The organism is Solibacillus sp. CAU 1738, from assembly GCF_039888725.1.
Taxonomy (GTDB): Bacteria; Bacillota; Bacilli; order Bacillales_A; family Planococcaceae; genus Metasolibacillus.
Genome location: NZ_JBDQQN010000003.1, coordinates 130,161 through 145,079, shown reverse-complemented (window position 1 = coordinate 145,079; position 14,919 = coordinate 130,161). Strand labels below are relative to the sequence as shown.

Below are 14,919 nucleotides of genomic sequence, written 5' to 3'. Positions count from 1 at the left end.
GGCGGCGTCTAAACTTTTATTAGACGCCGCCTTTAATGTTTTATTTTGAAGCATTCTCTATAGATGAAAACTTTGCAAGGTCATTTTTGTTCCCTATCATAACTAGAATGTCCCCCTGTTCAATAATTTGATCAGGTGAAGGAGAAATGATAATATTGCCATTCTTTAAAATGGTAATAACACTAACATTATATTTCGCACGAATATCTAAATCTCTCAAGCTTTTATTGGCCATTTTCGCAGGAATCATTATTTCTTCAATACTATGTTCCTTCGATAATTCTATATAGTTTAACATGTTTGGCGAAAGAAGCTGATTGGCAACACGTTCCCCCATATCTCGTTCGGGATAAATAATCCAATCTGCGCCAACCTTCTCGAGCACCTGGCCATGTCGTTTTCCAAGAGCTTTGGCAATAATCCTTTTAATTCCAAGCTCCTTTAATAAGGAAACAGTTAAAATACTTGATTGCATATCATTTCCAATCGCTACAACGACACAGTCAAAATTCCTTATACCTATAGCATGCAAAGCTTTTTCTTCAGTCGTGTCGGCGACTACTGCATGCGTCAAAAAAAATTCTGCATCTTCCACACGTTCTTCATTAATATCAATCCCTAATACTTGTTGCCCGGCTTCATATAATTTACTAGCAACTCCCATTCCAAATCTGCCTAATCCTATAACTGCATAGTCTTTAACTGTCATCTTTCATTCACTCCTTATAAATCATTAACCAATCATTAAGTCCCCATTCGGGTGATGGAAGTTCGCTGATTTCCGACGTTTTGCTATGGAATACGCAATTGTTAAAGGACCGAGTCTCCCTGCAAACATTGCTAAAATAATAATTATGCGTCCTAATGACGACAGCTCAGGGGTTAACCCCATTGACAGACCTACAGTACCGAATGCCGAAGTTGCTTCAAATAAATATACAATAAAGTCATGCCCTCTTTCCGTTATACTTAGCAGCATTGTAACGGCAACAACTATACTCAAACCACAAAAAGCTACTGTCATTGCTTTTAGAATCGTCTCTGCCACTATTCTATGTCTAAATAACACTACATCTTCTTTTCCTCTTAATTGTGACCACACCGTTGCTATTAATAAGGCAAAGGTTGTTATTTTAATACCACCAGCTGTCGAACCTGAGCCCGCTCCAACAAACATAAGAAAAATAATTAAAAATAACGTAGAATGCGTTAAATCTCCAATGGATAAGGTATTTGAGCCCGCTGTTCTCGGTGCTACAGCTTGATAAAAAGAGCCTAATATTTTGCCCGTTTCGGATAAAGGACCGAGTGTTTTACTATTATTAAATTCAAATATGAAAATAAAAATCGTTGCACCAACAGTTAAAAAAACTGTCATTACTAATACAATTTTTGAATGTAATGATAACCTACGAGTTGTACGATAATCATATAATTCATTTATTACAATAAATCCTAGTCCGCCGATTGTAATAAGAGCACAAATCGTAAACACGACAAATGGGTCATCTACGTAAGTTGTTAATCCATTAAATTTCCCCATTAAATCAAAGCCCGCATTATTAAAATTTGAGATCGAGTGGAAAAAACCGAAGTAAATAGCTTTCCTCATTGGCATGTCATGTGAAAAACGAATTGCCAATAATATACCACCAACTATTTCAATGCTAATCGTAAACAATAAAATTCTCTGTACAAGCTTTACCATTCCCGCCAGAGAGTTATTATTAAAGGCCTCTTTTAATAACAAGCGTTCTTTTAAGGAAATTTTCTTTCTTAACATTAGAAACAAAAATGTCGCGAATGTCATAAAGCCAAGACCACCAATTTGAATAAGTACTAAAATGATTAACTCCCCAAATAACGAAAATGTATCACCTGTATCTACAACGACCAAACCAGTTACACAAGTAGCTGAAGTTGCTGTAAATAGTGCATTTACAACGGACAGTCCTTCTCCATTTTCAGTAGCAATTGGTAAAGTCAATAAGAATGCACCAATAAGAATAATAATCGCAAAACCAAGCACAATAACTTTGGGAGGATTAAGATTGTTTACTCTTTTTTTCATAATGAGCTCCTTATTAACAGCTAAAATCATCCCACCTCATCATGTAGATGGATATAACAAGCTTATGTTTATACTTAACATTTTAACAATATGCGTTTTGATTGATGTGAAAGTGAATTATGAAATGCAAACGTGTAGAAAATTTGATATAGTATGTATCACATAAAAATAGAGAAGATCATGGAGGAGCCTGTCACTTATTGGTACCGCCATGTATTTTTTTTGCAATAAATTTGGATTTGATAAATCTTTAGAAAGAATTTGGAGGAACCTCTAAATGAAATGTATTATTGCGAGCAATCGTCCATTACCTATTCGCTATTACGCTAAACAGCAATGCTTTATCCGAAGAGGAATTAATTGCCCAACTGAAGTCACTTTGCCTTTTTTTGTAGAGGTAGAAATTCATAGTGACTATATGTTTATTATGGAATATTTAAATGATATAACATCCCAATATAAGCAGTGTGATTTACAAATATATAGTACTGAAACTTCTATACTTGAAGAGTTATGTGAAATATATTCAGTCACTCTTAGGCAAGAAACGTCTATCCGTTTAGAATATTCAAGTGAATAGCACCTTGCTCCTCTCTTAGCTCTGCATATTCTTTATGTTTCGACCACTGGTGTTTTTCAACGTACTCTTTTTGAAAATAAGCTAGATGTACGGTCGATACACCAAATATAGAAGTAATTAATGCCTGCACCTCTCCATAATATCTTTTATTGTTAATGGTCTTGCCAACTGTTAAAAGAATACTCCATACGATCTGGCCCGTACTAAATCTATCTACTTACTCTACCCAATCGTCTGCTTTATTCCCTCCACCGATTACCTACAGTTTTTTCAACTTCAAAATTCGCGCTCCCTCTCTTGTTATAAAAACGCATCTTCACATCGCATATTTATACATGTGTTTTTAGCGACTTATTTATTGATATAAATTACTAAAAAATATTTTCAAATAACAAAAATCTCAATTCAAATAACGATATACTCACTCTATATTATAAATAAAAAATGGTTCTTCAAGCGTTTATTTTCTACAAATAGACTATTTCAACATCTGTTATAAACAGTTCCTAATTACAAACTCCGCTATAGCAATTTTTTGCCTTTTTGTAACATAAATCATCAAAAAACGCACCCGCTCCAATGCATAACCATTCTCCAAATTCTACTATCCTGTATCAGTTTCTGTACTATTATTGTAATAAAGGATTTTCGTACCATTTAACTCAACCAACAAAGTAGAAAAAAATTATATTTTTTATTAAAATTTACGTTTCAAGTAGAATATTTCATTATTTCGATATTCTATTTCAACTATTTTTAACCCTATTTTTATTACCTCTTAATTTTCCATCTTACATTTAATAACCCCTTCAAAACATTGATAAATCAACACTTTGCCTTATGTGAACAAAATCACAAACACATAAAATTTCTTATTTAAACACAATTTTCATGCCTAAAGAGAATAATTTGTTTAGAAAAAATTACTTGCGCAACATAATAAAACGGTGTTAACTTATGTTCATGGACGTTCATATTTTAGTCACATTCGCACAGGGGAGAAAATTATAGCAAAATCGATGTTTATAATTGAACGGGGGAGAAATAAATGAATAAGAATCGTTGGTTAATCGCTTTATCTGCTGTTGCTATCCACCTTTCTATTGGCGGAGCTTATGCATATAGTGTGTATAAAAATCCAATCATGAATGAACTGGGATGGAACGCAACTGAAGTAACAATTGCTTTTACAATTATGATGGGGTTAGCAGGATCATCTGCTGCAATTTTCGGTAATTTTGTTGAGAAAAATGGTCCTCGAAAATCAGCACTTATTGCTGCTGTTTTATTTGGTATAGGACAAGCCGGTGCTGGTGTCGCAATTTCAATGGATTCGGTTATTTTATATTGGCTTACTTATGGTCTTTTAAGTGGACTTGGTATGGGGATTGGCTATATTTCGCCAGTTTCTACACTTGTTAAATGGTTCCCTGATCGACGAGGTTTAGCAACAGGAATGGCCGTTCTTGGTTTTGGTGCAGGTTCTTTACTAACAGCACCAGTAGCAGCTGCCCTGATGGAATCAGTCGGTATCGCAAATACATATTTCATTTTAGGAGCTATCTACCTGACTTTAATGACATGTGGTGCACTTTATATTGCTCCTCCAAAGCAAGTGGAAGGTTCAGAAAATGTAAGCAAATATGCTACTGGCGGAACAAAAGAATTAGCACAAATGTCTGCTAAACAAGCAGTAAAAACAAAGCATTTCTGGATGTTATGGTCTATGCACTTAATTAACGTAACAGCAGGTATTATGATGATTTCTGTAGCTTCTCCTATGGCACAAGAAATCGTAGGACTATCTGTCGGCACAGCTGCGACAATGGTTGGATTAATGGGTATTTTCAATGGTGGCGGTCGATTAATATGGGCAGCTGCATCAGATTATGTTGGACGCTCTAATATTTTTGTAATTTTCTTTATCATCCAATTAATCGCCTTTTTAACATTGCCATTTACAACAAATGTACTATTATTCCAGTTATTCATTTTCTTAGTTGTAAGTTGCTACGGTGGTGGTTTCTCAAACTTACCAGCATTCGCGAGCGATTTATTCGGTACGAAACAGCTTGGAGTTATTCATGGATATTTACTAACAACATGGTCTCTTGGTGGCGTATTCGGTCCAATTCTCGTTACAGCGATTAAAGAAAATACGAATAGCTATATTCCAGTATTCTATGTATTTAGTATTTTAATTGCCGTTGCATTCGGAATTTCAATTTGGTTACGCTCGGACATTACTAAAATGCGTAAGAAAAAAGAAGCTGCATTAGACAATTCAAATACTGTTACAACAGCTCATTAAAAATTGTATTAACAAGCCTTCTACAATTAGAAGGCTTCAGACTGTAGACAAACTCATAGAAATTTGAGTTTGCCTACGGTCTTTTTTCTTTTAATAGTAAGAAACCGTTGATTTCCGTTCCAGGCGCTCCCTTTCCGCGGGCACGGCTTCAACTAATTTTTGCGGTAGATTGCCGCAAAAATGGATTTTCCGCTCGTGCTGTTCCTGCAGGAGTGTGACGCCTTCCACTCCAATCAACTTATATTGGCTAATGATAAAATATCCTACTCTTAACTTGCTAAAAATACTCGAGGTGATGATAAACATAATGACGAAAAATCAAATCAAGGGATTATTAAAACATTTAAGAATGTTGGGCGTCACAACCGAATGTGAAAATAACGGTTATTTTTTCTCATAAAAAATTCAAAATGGTTACCTACTTTAAAATGCGTAAATGTTAATCACGTTTATTACTGTTCTTTCTTTTTATCAATCACAACATGCTCAAATAGTGTGCCAGAAATCGTTACATTAAACGCTTTACCGAAACCTACAACATAACGCCCTTCTTTTGGAGTTAGTGCAAAAAGAGAAAAATCTAATGTTCTTAATAGCGACATCAATTTATCGCCATGTACTTTCTCAAACTCCGCAAATATCTCATCATGTCCTTCATTGCCAAGGTTCGTCGGCTTACATTTAAATCGTGCTCGCTCTGTCGCAAAATGATTATGTGTTTCATTTTCATCTGCAACAAGCATCAGATTAATGACCTCACTATTGTTAATAAAGTTAAAATGATCAGCAATACTACTAATATAAATATAGAAAGCCTCGCCATATTTCACAAACGCCGCATTGCTAATGAATGGCTGACCTTCATCATCTATCATACTCAGCACACATGACTTCCTGTTTTCAATAAATTTTATAAAGTTTTCTTGTTCTTTCTCAATATTAATTGGTTTCATCGTTCTTCCTCCTATTTAACCGCGCTTACTAAATGTATACGCGGTGCGTCATCCCAAATAACATGTTGAATTTCAGATTCCATTTTATATACATCGCGAATCATTTGCTTCGTCATTACTTCATCAGGACTACCCGTTACTTTACGATCACCCTCTTGAATAACAACGATTTGATCGCTATAGCTCGATGCTTGATTTAAATCATGCAGTACCATGACAACCGTCATACCCATTTCTTCATTTAATTCCCGCACTAGTTGTAATACTTCATGCTGATGTGAAATATCTAAATAGGTTGTCGGTTCATCAAGCAGTAAAATTTGTGGACGCTGCGCTAATGCCATTGCAATCCATGCTCGTTGTGATTCGCCACCCGATAAAGCTGATATCGGTCGGTCCTTATAATGCAGTAAATGTGTCTTTTCTAACGCCCAATCGACAATTTGCATATCTTCATCATTCAAACGTTCAAACCACTTTTTGTGCGGGTAACGTCCATAGCTAACTAAATTTTTCACCGAAATATCGTTTGGCGCCTGGTTTCGCTGACTAAGCATACAAAGCTTTTTGGCAATGTCTCTAGAACTCATTGATTTCATATTGACATTGTTTAACGTAATACTGCCATTGTCATATGGCAACATACGGGCAATGGCCTTTAGTAGCGTGGACTTTCCCGAACCATTCGGACCAATAATTGAAACAACGTCTCCACTTGCTACATGAAATGAAAAATTTCTTACTACTTGCTTGTGCTCATAGCGAATAGATACATTGTCTACCTTTAGCATTAGAACGCCCTCCTACGCATTAAATATAAGAAATACGGTGCACCAATGACCGCCATTAAAATCCCCGCTGGAATATCGAGCGGTGCAAATAGTGTGCGTCCTCCGGTATCAGCAAGTAACAACACGAGTGCCCCTAAAATCATGCTCATAGGCAGCATATATTTGTAATCTGAGCCGACAAGCATACGCGCCATATGTGGCACAATTAGACCTACAAAGCCTATCATTCCAATTGCGGCTACTGAAATCGCTGCTAGAAATACCGCAAGTAACGAAAGGACAATACGAATACGTGTTACATTTTCACCTAAATTGACTGCTACTTGATCGCCTAACCGAATAATATTGGCCTTACGAATCGCAAAGATTGATAGAATCCAACCGACAATTGCATATGGATAAACCATAAATAATGCATTATTGCCCTTTGCTGCTAAACTACCATTTAACCACTGTACGGCTGATGGCAGGCGGTCACTATATAGGATAGATAGAAAACCGACAACCCCACCACACAGTGCATTAACTGCAACGCCTGATAAAATAATCGTAATGGGTGTAATACCAGTACGGCGCCACGCGAGCATATATACTAAAGCTGCAGAAATCACACCACCTACAAAGGCAGCAATTGGTACTAAATAAGTGTACTCGGGATAAACGAGCATAATGACAAGTACACATGCAGCAGCACCTGCTGTAACGCCTGTCAAACCAGGATCAGCAAGCGGATTGCCCATTACCGCTTGCAATAGGGCACCTGAAATCGCGATGTTTGCACCAATAATTAGTGCCAATAACACACGCGGTAAACGAATATCAAAAATAATCGTATCAAATTTTGTTTCACTACCTGCCGTAAATAATGTCGCTAAAATATCTGGCACTGCTATACGTACACTACCTAAACCAATAGCAATCACAGCAGCAATTAGCATGACGCAAAATGTGATTATGATGATTGCACGACCTTTTGCTGTATTAACCATGATTGCAACAAACCCCTCTTATTTGATAAAATATTCCGACACTTTCGTCAATGCATTGTCTACATTCATAATCGACGTCACACCGAATACGTCGTATTCTAAAATGTGAATTTGTCCATTTTGGTACGCAGATAATTTTGTCCATGCATCATTTTTAGCTACTTCTTGCTGGAACTTTTCTTCATTTGCTCCGTGATCACCTGAAGCTAATACTAAAATGATATCCGGATCAGAAATCACGATATCCTCTAAATTTACTGCTGAATAGGTTGCATCTACCTTCAAGTCCGTTGTCGCAATATTTTCTGCACCTAATCGTTTTATTAGGCTACCTAAATATGAATTTTCACTCATTACCATGAACGAATCAGATGTCCCAATCATAAGTAAAACATTCGGTAATTCTTTCCCTTCAGCTAACTTCATTAACTCATTTTCTTTCGCTAAAATATTTTCTAATACTTCATTCATTTTGTCTTCTTTCCCAAAATATGTACCTAAAACTTTAAAGCTTAGTTTTAGATCTTCAAATGAATCTGTTGGTAAATATGCAGTTGTTAAATCCAAACTTTCTAAATTCTTTTCAAGAGAAGATTGTAATGACTTTGCACCAATTAATAAATCTGTTTCTAAATTTGTAATGACTTCTAAATCAGGTGTCATAGGTGAACCAATTTGTGTGATGCTATTGAATGCTTCTGGAATTGGATTTGTCGATGTCGGTACTCCTACAGGATCCACACCTAATAAATACAGCATTTCTGTTAATGGAACTGAAGTGACTACGATGCGCTCTGGTTTTTCTGCCGGTAACGTCGCTAATAACTCTTGGAATTTTGCTTCGTCCACTCCATCATTTTCAAGTGTCAACGCATTTTCATCTACTGTACCCTCTTGCTGGTCTTTCTTTGTTGATTGGTCTTGCTTCTTGACCATGTCCCCTGTTTTTGAATCAGCAGGCTCCGCTTCTTTCCCTGAACAAGCAGCTAAAAACAGCACACTACAAACAAGTAGTACTAATAATTTTCTCAACACTAATTCCTCCTGTACGATATCTTGATAATGATAATCATTTTCAATTATATTTCAAAGATTTTTAATGTCAATCTATAATTTATTAATTTATTGTCTGCAATTATTTCATAATAAGATTTTTAAGCGGGGCTATTAATCTATTTCATATAGTTATAAATACGATTTTTTAACTATATTAATATAATTAAAATGCGTGTTATTAAGTAATAAAAATAATTCCTCTGCATGAATATATACAGAGGAATTTTTTATAAACAAATTAAGTTGATGCGATCTCACTTGAGCAACACAATTAATAAACGCGTACCTAACTATGTCTTTCTTTAATATTTTAAAGTAGGTTTTGGAGCGCTCTTACATAATGTACCCTGGCACATTAAATGTGCGTAGCGTCCGCGCTAGTTAGGAAATATTGAATTATTAGTACAGTAATTATACATATTTATTTTCAGAATGTTAAAATAATGTATAAAAGGGAATTTTACATAGTTAGGGGAGAATTTATGTCACGTCAACATGCAGGAGTGTTATTTGGGGGAATTTTATTTCTAGTAGTGGCGATGGGGATTAGTCGTTTTGCGTTCACACCTATTTTACCGTTTATGCGGGATGATGAAGGTTTTTCATTGGAAGTAGGCGGCTGGCTTGCATCGAGTAACTATATTGGCTATTTCGTTGGAGCATTAGGGGCTGGCTTTATTTACAAAAAGAAAAAGAATTTTTTGATGGCAAATGTGCTTATTAATGTTATCTCCATTATTGTCATGGGGTTAACACACTCATTCGTTCTATGGATACTGCTGCGCTTTATTGCCGGAGCGACAGGCGGTTTTATTTTCGTGTTAACATCAAGCATTATTATGGATTATTTAGCAACTCATTTACTAACGCGCTGGTCAGGCTTTTTATTTAGTGGAATTGGACTTGGTATTGCAATTTCAGGGCTAGTAGTACCGTTTTTAGAAAGCTTCGTATCATGGCAAGGTACGTGGATTGGGCTCGGTGCTTTATCGGCATTATTTTTATGCACGACGTTATTTTTATGGCGACGCATTACTGTGCAGGACGGTGAAAAAATTGAAAAGTCAGGCGATACAAATATTTGGAAAGGTTTTATGCCATGGCTAATCCTCGCATATGGCTTAGAAGGACTAGGCTATATAATTACCGGCACGTTTTTAGTAGATATTATTTATAATATTGAAGGCTTGCGCGCTTATGCAGGCTATAGTTGGGTAGTGGCAGGGCTTGCTGCAGTACCATCCGCGCCAATCTGGGTAACACTCATGACAAAGCTTTCACCCATAAAAGCAATGTCAATTGCATACATTCTTCAAGTAATTGGAATTGTACTTCCTGTGTTTTCACAAACGGCATGGGGCGTTTTTTTATCTGCATTTTTATTCGGGATGACGTTCGTTGGTCTAGTGACGATGTCAACAGGTTACGCACGACAGCTTTTCCCGAATCAAAGCGGTACGATCGTATCGATTTTAACAACATTTTATGCGCTTGGACAAATTGTCGGACCAATTTTAGCAAGTAAATTCGAGGCGCATTTCAATAGCTTTAAAGCTCCCCTTCTTTTTGCAGGTGCTATTGTTGCACTGGCACTAGTCATTTTAGTTGTTGGTAAATGGTGGAGTGATCAGCGACAAGTTGCTGAAGATATTATACGAGAAAAGGAAAGAGCTCGTGTTTGATGCGAGCTCTCCCCTCTAGTAATCACTCATGTTGATATTATGCTTTTTTCTTAGCAGAGAATATTTAGGATATTTAAATCAAACTCGTTAAATGTTCTAGGGAATTCAAATAGTGAATTCTTGTTTCATTAGAACGCAACTCTAGTAAATGGTGGCCGGTATCACCTGTATAAAAAATATGATTATCTACTAAAGTCTTCCCTAGTAAGATATTCAATAGATTATTGATAGTACCACCGTGTGCTACTATTGCAATCGTCTCTAAATGCTTATACTGAGATAAAATCATATGTACAGCATTCTCTACCCTGTAACGAAATTGAAGCATTGATTCTCCGTCTTTAATGGCCACGTGTAAAGGTCGTCCCCCTTCTGGCAAAGGGTACTTTACTAGAGCTTCTTTTCTCGGCAGCCCAGCTAATACACCGTTATTATATTCCATTAAATCTGCTTCAATTTCAAAGTCGCATTGGCATTGTAACTGAAGTATTTCAGCGGTTTGATAGGCTCTTTTTAACGGGCTCGAAATTATTAAGTCTATATCATATTTATTTGCAATAAAAGTTGCTAATTTATTTGCTTGCTGAACACCTAGCTCTGTCAAGTTAAAATCAGCTCTTCCTTCATGAACTTGTAGTAAGTCTGCTTCAGATTGGCCATGTCTAATTAAAAATAACTTCATCTTTTATCCCCCATTTATAAAATGTTCAATTGGTATATTCCTTAATAAAACTCGTTCCTTAAAACATTCATACGGTTTAAATATTATTTATTTCGGCTCTGCTAATTACATGATTTATTATTTCAGCAAAATTATAATAAGCGAAAATAGTATAGTCTTTCATAGAAAGCGGACCGCACAATGCAGTATTTGCGCGAAAGGCTTGTCCGTTCGCCTACGGAAAGTAGAACTATTTGCGCCTTTATCAACAGCGAAATACACATAGTATTGTTTAAAAATTCAATTAATTCTATCATGTTTATCACCTAAAATGTCTATAAATATTGAAAAATTTTGCAGATAAGATAAACGAGGAAGTATATTATAGACATAACAGCTTAAATTAAATTAAAATAACAAAACTTAACTATAAATGAAGCAAAACCATTGACCCTATAGTAGCTATACGGTTTATTTTTATATAGGACAATAATAAATTTATATATAGGAGAAAAATATGTTAACGAAAGAAACAAAAGTCACCTTAGGAATTTTACTTACGAACTTGTTCATCGCATTTTTAGGAATTGGGCTTGTTATTCCTGTACTACCTACGATCATGAATGAATTGAATATGAGTGGTTCAGTTGTTGGTTATATGGTCGCAGCGTTTGCGATTACACAATTGATCGTGTCACCAATTGCTGGAAAATGGGCTGATAAATACGGTCGAAAGATTATGATCGTTATGGGGCTTTTTATTTTTGGCTTCTCGGAGTTGCTATTCGGGATTGGAGAAACGGTCTCCGTACTCTTTATTTCACGTATGTTAGGCGGAGTAAGTGCTGCGTTTATTATGCCTGCTGTAACGGCGTTTATTGCAGATATTACTACTATGGCGTCACGCCCGAAAGCACTAGGCTTTATGTCTGCGGCCATTAGCACAGGATTTATAATAGGGCCAGGGATTGGCGGATTTTTAGCGGAAATCGGCACACGCGTCCCGTTCTTTGCAGCTGCTTTGTTAGGTACTCTAGCAGCAATTTTATCGATTGTATTATTAAAAGAACCAGAACGTAGAATAGAGGAAGAAACAGTATCAAAACAAGCATCTGGCTTCCGTCGTATTTTTGTACCAATGTACTTCATCGCGTTTATTCTTATTTTTGTATCATCATTTGGCTTAGCCGCGTTCGAGTCGTTATTTAGCTTATTTGTCGATCACAAGTTTAGCTTTACACCTAAAGATATCGCGATTGTTATTACAGGTGGTGCAATTATTGGTGCTATAGGGCAAGTGGTATTTTTTGATGGTCTGACAAAACGGTTAGGTGAAATTGTCCTTATTCGTTATTGTTTAGCATTCTCAGCATTGCTTGTGTTTTTAATGACGATTGTTAATTCTTATGCCACAATACTAATTACGACATTTTTAGTTTTTGCCGGTTTCGATCTTATTCGCCCTGCTATTACCTCTTATTTATCTAAAATAGCTGGTAATGAACAAGGATTTGTTGGTGGAATGAACTCGATGTTTACGAGCCTTGCGAATATTTTCGGTCCAATTATCGGCGGTGTTTTATTCGACATCGATTTAAACTATCCATACTATTTCGCAACAGTTGTCCTTGTACTCGGCCTCATTATGGCTATATTTTGGAAACAACCTAAAAATTATATGCGATAAAAAACAGTGCTTGCCACTGTTTTTTTTTTTTTTGCTCCGAGCCTTTCTTGGAATCATTATTTTTAATACGCTATACTTATAATAAATGGTTTTTATTGATTAATTTTCAATAATAAAGGGGGATTTTTCATGACGAATTCAACACAGATTATTGCACAAACAGAAAAGTATGGTGCCCATAACTATCACCCGCTTCAGGTTGTAATTGCTGAAGCAGAAGGTGTGTGGGTAAAAGATCCTGAAGGCAATCAATACATGGATATGTTATCGGCGTACTCGGCAGTGAATCAAGGGCATTGCCATCCTAAAATTATCGATGCATTGAACAAACAAGCTGCTCGTGTGACGTTAACTTCACGTGCTTTCCATTCCGACCAGCTTGGACCGTGGTATGAAAAAATGAGTAAATTAACGAATAAAGAAATGGTGTTACCGATGAACACAGGTGCAGAAGCAGTTGAAACGGCTATAAAAGCTGCTCGAAGATGGGCATATGACGTAAAAGGCATTGAAGCAAATAGTGCACATATTATCGCTTGTGAAGGGAATTTCCACGGGCGTACACTTGCAGCTATTTCTCTATCATCCGAAGCAGAATATCAAAGAGGATTTGGTCCACTCGTACCTGGCTTTAGCTTAGTTCCATATGGTGACATTGAGGCATTAAAAAAAGCTATCACACCAAATACAGCAGCATTTATCGTTGAGCCAATACAAGGTGAAGCGGGTATCATTATCCCTCCAGTTGGATTTTTAAAGGCTGCGAAACAGTTATGCGAGGAACACAATGTACTGTTTATTGCGGACGAAATTCAAAGTGGCTTAGCCCGTACTGGGAAAATGTTTGCTTATGAGTGGGAAGATATTGTACCGGATATGTTGATTTTAGGTAAGGCACTCGGTGGTGGCGTATTCCCGATTTCTTGTGTTGCCGCAAACCGTGATATTTTAGGTGTGTTTAACCCGGGTTCACACGGCTCGACTTTTGGCGGTAATCCACTTGCATGTGCAGTATCGATTGCTGCACTCGAGGTTATAGAAGAAGAAAATTTAGTTGCACGTTCACTCGGCATTGGTGATTACTTCCAAGAGGAACTTCGCAAAATCGAACACCCTGCCATTAAGGAAGTGCGTGGTCGCGGTTTATTAATTGGTTTGGAATTACACACATCCGCTCGCCCTTATTGCGAAAAATTAATGGAGCTCGGCTTATTATGTAAAGAAACACACGATACGGTTATTCGCTTCGCCCCACCGCTTATTATCAAAAAAGAAGAACTCGATTGGGCGATGGAGCAAATAAAAGCGGTATTTTCATAGATTCATCAAAACAGCTTGCCCGTTTAAGTTGGCAGGCTGTTTTTATAAAACAAATTTTTAATTCAAAAAAGAAAGGAACACTTATGAAATTCATTTGGATATTAGGACCACAAGCAGTAGGTAAAATGACTGTTGGCCAAGAACTTGCAAAACGTACAAATATGAAATTGTTCCACAATCATATGACGATCGATTTAGTCACACAAATATTTGACTATCATTCAAAAGAAGGCAAACATTTAATTAAGCTGTTTCGGCAATCTATTTTTGAAGAGGCTGCTAAAAGCGATTTAGAAGGGTTAATATTTACATATGTACTTGCTTATAATTTGCAATCCGATTTAGATTATGTGCAAAAAGTGACGACGTTTTTTGAATCAAACAATATAGAAGTGTATTTTGTAGAACTTGAAGCGACAGTTGAGGAAAGATTAACACGAAACCGTACACCAAATCGTTTAGAGCATAAGCCTTCCAAAAGAGATTTACAATGGTCAGATCAAGACCTGCTAAAATCTACAGAGAAGTATCGGTTAAATTCGATTGAAGGCGACTTTAAGCATAAAAATTATTTAAAAATAAATAATACAAACTTATCCGCTAGTGAGGTAGCAGAAAAAATTACTATACATTTTTTTATATAAAGTGTGTGATGTCACTGCATGCGCTCTATTCAACTGAGGCGTATAAGCCATTTGTTGTGACTTATCGCAGATTAACGGGCAGTAAGCCCCCCACTTTAAGAAGTTAAGCAAAACTAAAATTTCTAAGTGGGGATCAACTGCCAGTAAAAGCCCGATTGGTTCATCTAACAATCA

13 protein-coding genes are annotated in these 14,919 nt (G+C 36.4%); 6 read left to right on the top strand and 7 right to left on the bottom strand.

Annotated elements, in window-relative coordinates; genetic code table 11:
* Positions 1-40: 40 nt before the first annotated feature.
* A complete protein-coding gene (locus tag AAFN87_RS10230) occupies positions 41-709 on the bottom strand; it encodes a potassium channel family protein (protein WP_347790968.1) in 669 nt (222 codons plus the stop codon).
* A gap of 24 nt (positions 710-733) precedes the next feature.
* The gene (locus AAFN87_RS10225; RefSeq protein ID WP_347790966.1) at positions 734-2,071 is read right to left on the bottom strand and encodes a TrkH family potassium uptake protein; all 1,338 of its coding nucleotides are present in this window, start codon (positions 2,069-2,071) and stop codon (positions 734-736) included.
* Positions 2,072-2,348: 277 nt separating this feature from the next.
* On the opposite strand from AAFN87_RS10225, the gene AAFN87_RS10220 reads away from it, so the two are divergent.
* Positions 2,349-2,651: a hypothetical protein gene (locus tag AAFN87_RS10220; protein WP_347790965.1), complete on the top strand. Its 303-nt coding sequence runs from the start codon at positions 2,349-2,351 to the stop codon at positions 2,649-2,651.
* Positions 2,652-3,699: 1,048 nt separating this feature from the next.
* Positions 3,700-4,962 (top strand): L-lactate MFS transporter, encoded by a 1,263-nt coding sequence (locus AAFN87_RS10215; protein ID WP_347790963.1) that lies wholly within the window; start codon positions 3,700-3,702, stop codon positions 4,960-4,962.
* 452 nt (positions 4,963-5,414) lie between these two features.
* Here the strand turns inward: AAFN87_RS10215 and AAFN87_RS10210 are convergent, their stop codons facing one another.
* From AAFN87_RS10210 to AAFN87_RS10195, 4 genes are read right to left on the bottom strand one after another with little or no spacing between them, the layout of a single operon-like run.
* A complete protein-coding gene (locus AAFN87_RS10210) occupies positions 5,415-5,915 on the bottom strand; it encodes a pyridoxamine 5'-phosphate oxidase family protein (protein WP_347790962.1) in 501 nt (166 codons plus the stop codon).
* An 11-nt stretch (positions 5,916-5,926) separates the two neighbouring features.
* Positions 5,927-6,706 carry an ABC transporter ATP-binding protein gene (locus AAFN87_RS10205; protein WP_347790961.1) on the bottom strand — a complete coding sequence of 260 codons (780 nt, stop codon included), beginning with the start codon at positions 6,704-6,706 and terminating at the stop codon, positions 5,927-5,929.
* Positions 6,706-7,695 (bottom strand): FecCD family ABC transporter permease, encoded by a 990-nt coding sequence (locus AAFN87_RS10200; protein ID WP_347790960.1) that lies wholly within the window; start codon positions 7,693-7,695, stop codon positions 6,706-6,708. The genes AAFN87_RS10205 and AAFN87_RS10200 overlap by 1 nt, the downstream gene beginning before the upstream one ends.
* A gap of 18 nt (positions 7,696-7,713) precedes the next feature.
* Positions 7,714-8,727 carry an ABC transporter substrate-binding protein gene (locus AAFN87_RS10195; RefSeq protein WP_347790959.1) on the bottom strand — a complete coding sequence of 338 codons (1,014 nt, stop codon included), beginning with the start codon at positions 8,725-8,727 and terminating at the stop codon, positions 7,714-7,716.
* Positions 8,728-9,233: 506 nt separating this feature from the next.
* On the opposite strand from AAFN87_RS10195, the gene AAFN87_RS10190 reads away from it, so the two are divergent.
* Entirely contained in the window at positions 9,234-10,433 is a 1,200-nt protein-coding gene (locus tag AAFN87_RS10190) for a YbfB/YjiJ family MFS transporter (protein ID WP_347790958.1), read from the top strand.
* A 73-nt stretch (positions 10,434-10,506) separates the two neighbouring features.
* Here AAFN87_RS10190 and AAFN87_RS10185 read toward each other — a convergent pair whose 3' ends face one another.
* Positions 10,507-11,115 carry a histidine phosphatase family protein gene (locus AAFN87_RS10185; RefSeq protein ID WP_347790957.1) on the bottom strand — a complete coding sequence of 203 codons (609 nt, stop codon included), beginning with the start codon at positions 11,113-11,115 and terminating at the stop codon, positions 10,507-10,509.
* A 496-nt stretch (positions 11,116-11,611) separates the two neighbouring features.
* On the opposite strand from AAFN87_RS10185, the gene AAFN87_RS10180 reads away from it, so the two are divergent.
* The 3 genes from AAFN87_RS10180 (at position 11,612) to AAFN87_RS10170 (ending at position 14,745) form a co-directional block, all read left to right on the top strand.
* A complete protein-coding gene (locus AAFN87_RS10180) occupies positions 11,612-12,781 on the top strand; it encodes an MFS transporter (protein WP_347790956.1) in 1,170 nt (389 codons plus the stop codon).
* Between the two features lie 129 nt (positions 12,782-12,910).
* A complete protein-coding gene (locus tag AAFN87_RS10175; RefSeq protein WP_347790955.1) occupies positions 12,911-14,101 on the top strand; it encodes an ornithine--oxo-acid transaminase in 1,191 nt (396 codons plus the stop codon).
* A gap of 83 nt (positions 14,102-14,184) precedes the next feature.
* Positions 14,185-14,745, top strand: a complete 561-nt coding sequence (locus AAFN87_RS10170) for an AAA family ATPase (protein WP_347790954.1) — start codon at positions 14,185-14,187, stop codon at positions 14,743-14,745.
* The last annotated feature ends 174 nt before the right edge of the window (positions 14,746-14,919 follow it).

Excerpts from the sequence above, each read along its gene's own strand:
- AAFN87_RS10205 (WP_347790961.1), bottom strand. The coding sequence starts at position 6,706 with ATGCTAAAGGTAGACAATGTATCTATTCGCTATGAGCACAAGCAAGTA.
- AAFN87_RS10230 (WP_347790968.1), bottom strand. The coding sequence starts at position 709 with ATGACAGTTAAAGACTATGCAGTTATAGGATTAGGCAGATTTGGAATG.
- AAFN87_RS10170 (WP_347790954.1), top strand. The coding sequence starts at position 14,185 with ATGAAATTCATTTGGATATTAGGACCACAAGCAGTAGGTAAAATGACT.
- AAFN87_RS10185 (WP_347790957.1), bottom strand. The coding sequence starts at position 11,115 with ATGAAGTTATTTTTAATTAGACATGGCCAATCTGAAGCAGACTTACTA.
- AAFN87_RS10190 (WP_347790958.1), top strand. The coding sequence starts at position 9,234 with ATGTCACGTCAACATGCAGGAGTGTTATTTGGGGGAATTTTATTTCTA.
- AAFN87_RS10210 (WP_347790962.1), bottom strand. The coding sequence starts at position 5,915 with ATGAAACCAATTAATATTGAGAAAGAACAAGAAAACTTTATAAAATTT.
- AAFN87_RS10215 (WP_347790963.1), top strand. The coding sequence starts at position 3,700 with ATGAATAAGAATCGTTGGTTAATCGCTTTATCTGCTGTTGCTATCCAC.
- AAFN87_RS10220 (WP_347790965.1), top strand. The coding sequence starts at position 2,349 with ATGAAATGTATTATTGCGAGCAATCGTCCATTACCTATTCGCTATTAC.
- AAFN87_RS10175 (WP_347790955.1), top strand. The coding sequence starts at position 12,911 with ATGACGAATTCAACACAGATTATTGCACAAACAGAAAAGTATGGTGCC.
- AAFN87_RS10225 (WP_347790966.1), bottom strand. The coding sequence starts at position 2,071 with ATGAAAAAAAGAGTAAACAATCTTAATCCTCCCAAAGTTATTGTGCTT.
- AAFN87_RS10200 (WP_347790960.1), bottom strand. The coding sequence starts at position 7,695 with ATGGTTAATACAGCAAAAGGTCGTGCAATCATCATAATCACATTTTGC.
- AAFN87_RS10180 (WP_347790956.1), top strand. The coding sequence starts at position 11,612 with ATGTTAACGAAAGAAACAAAAGTCACCTTAGGAATTTTACTTACGAAC.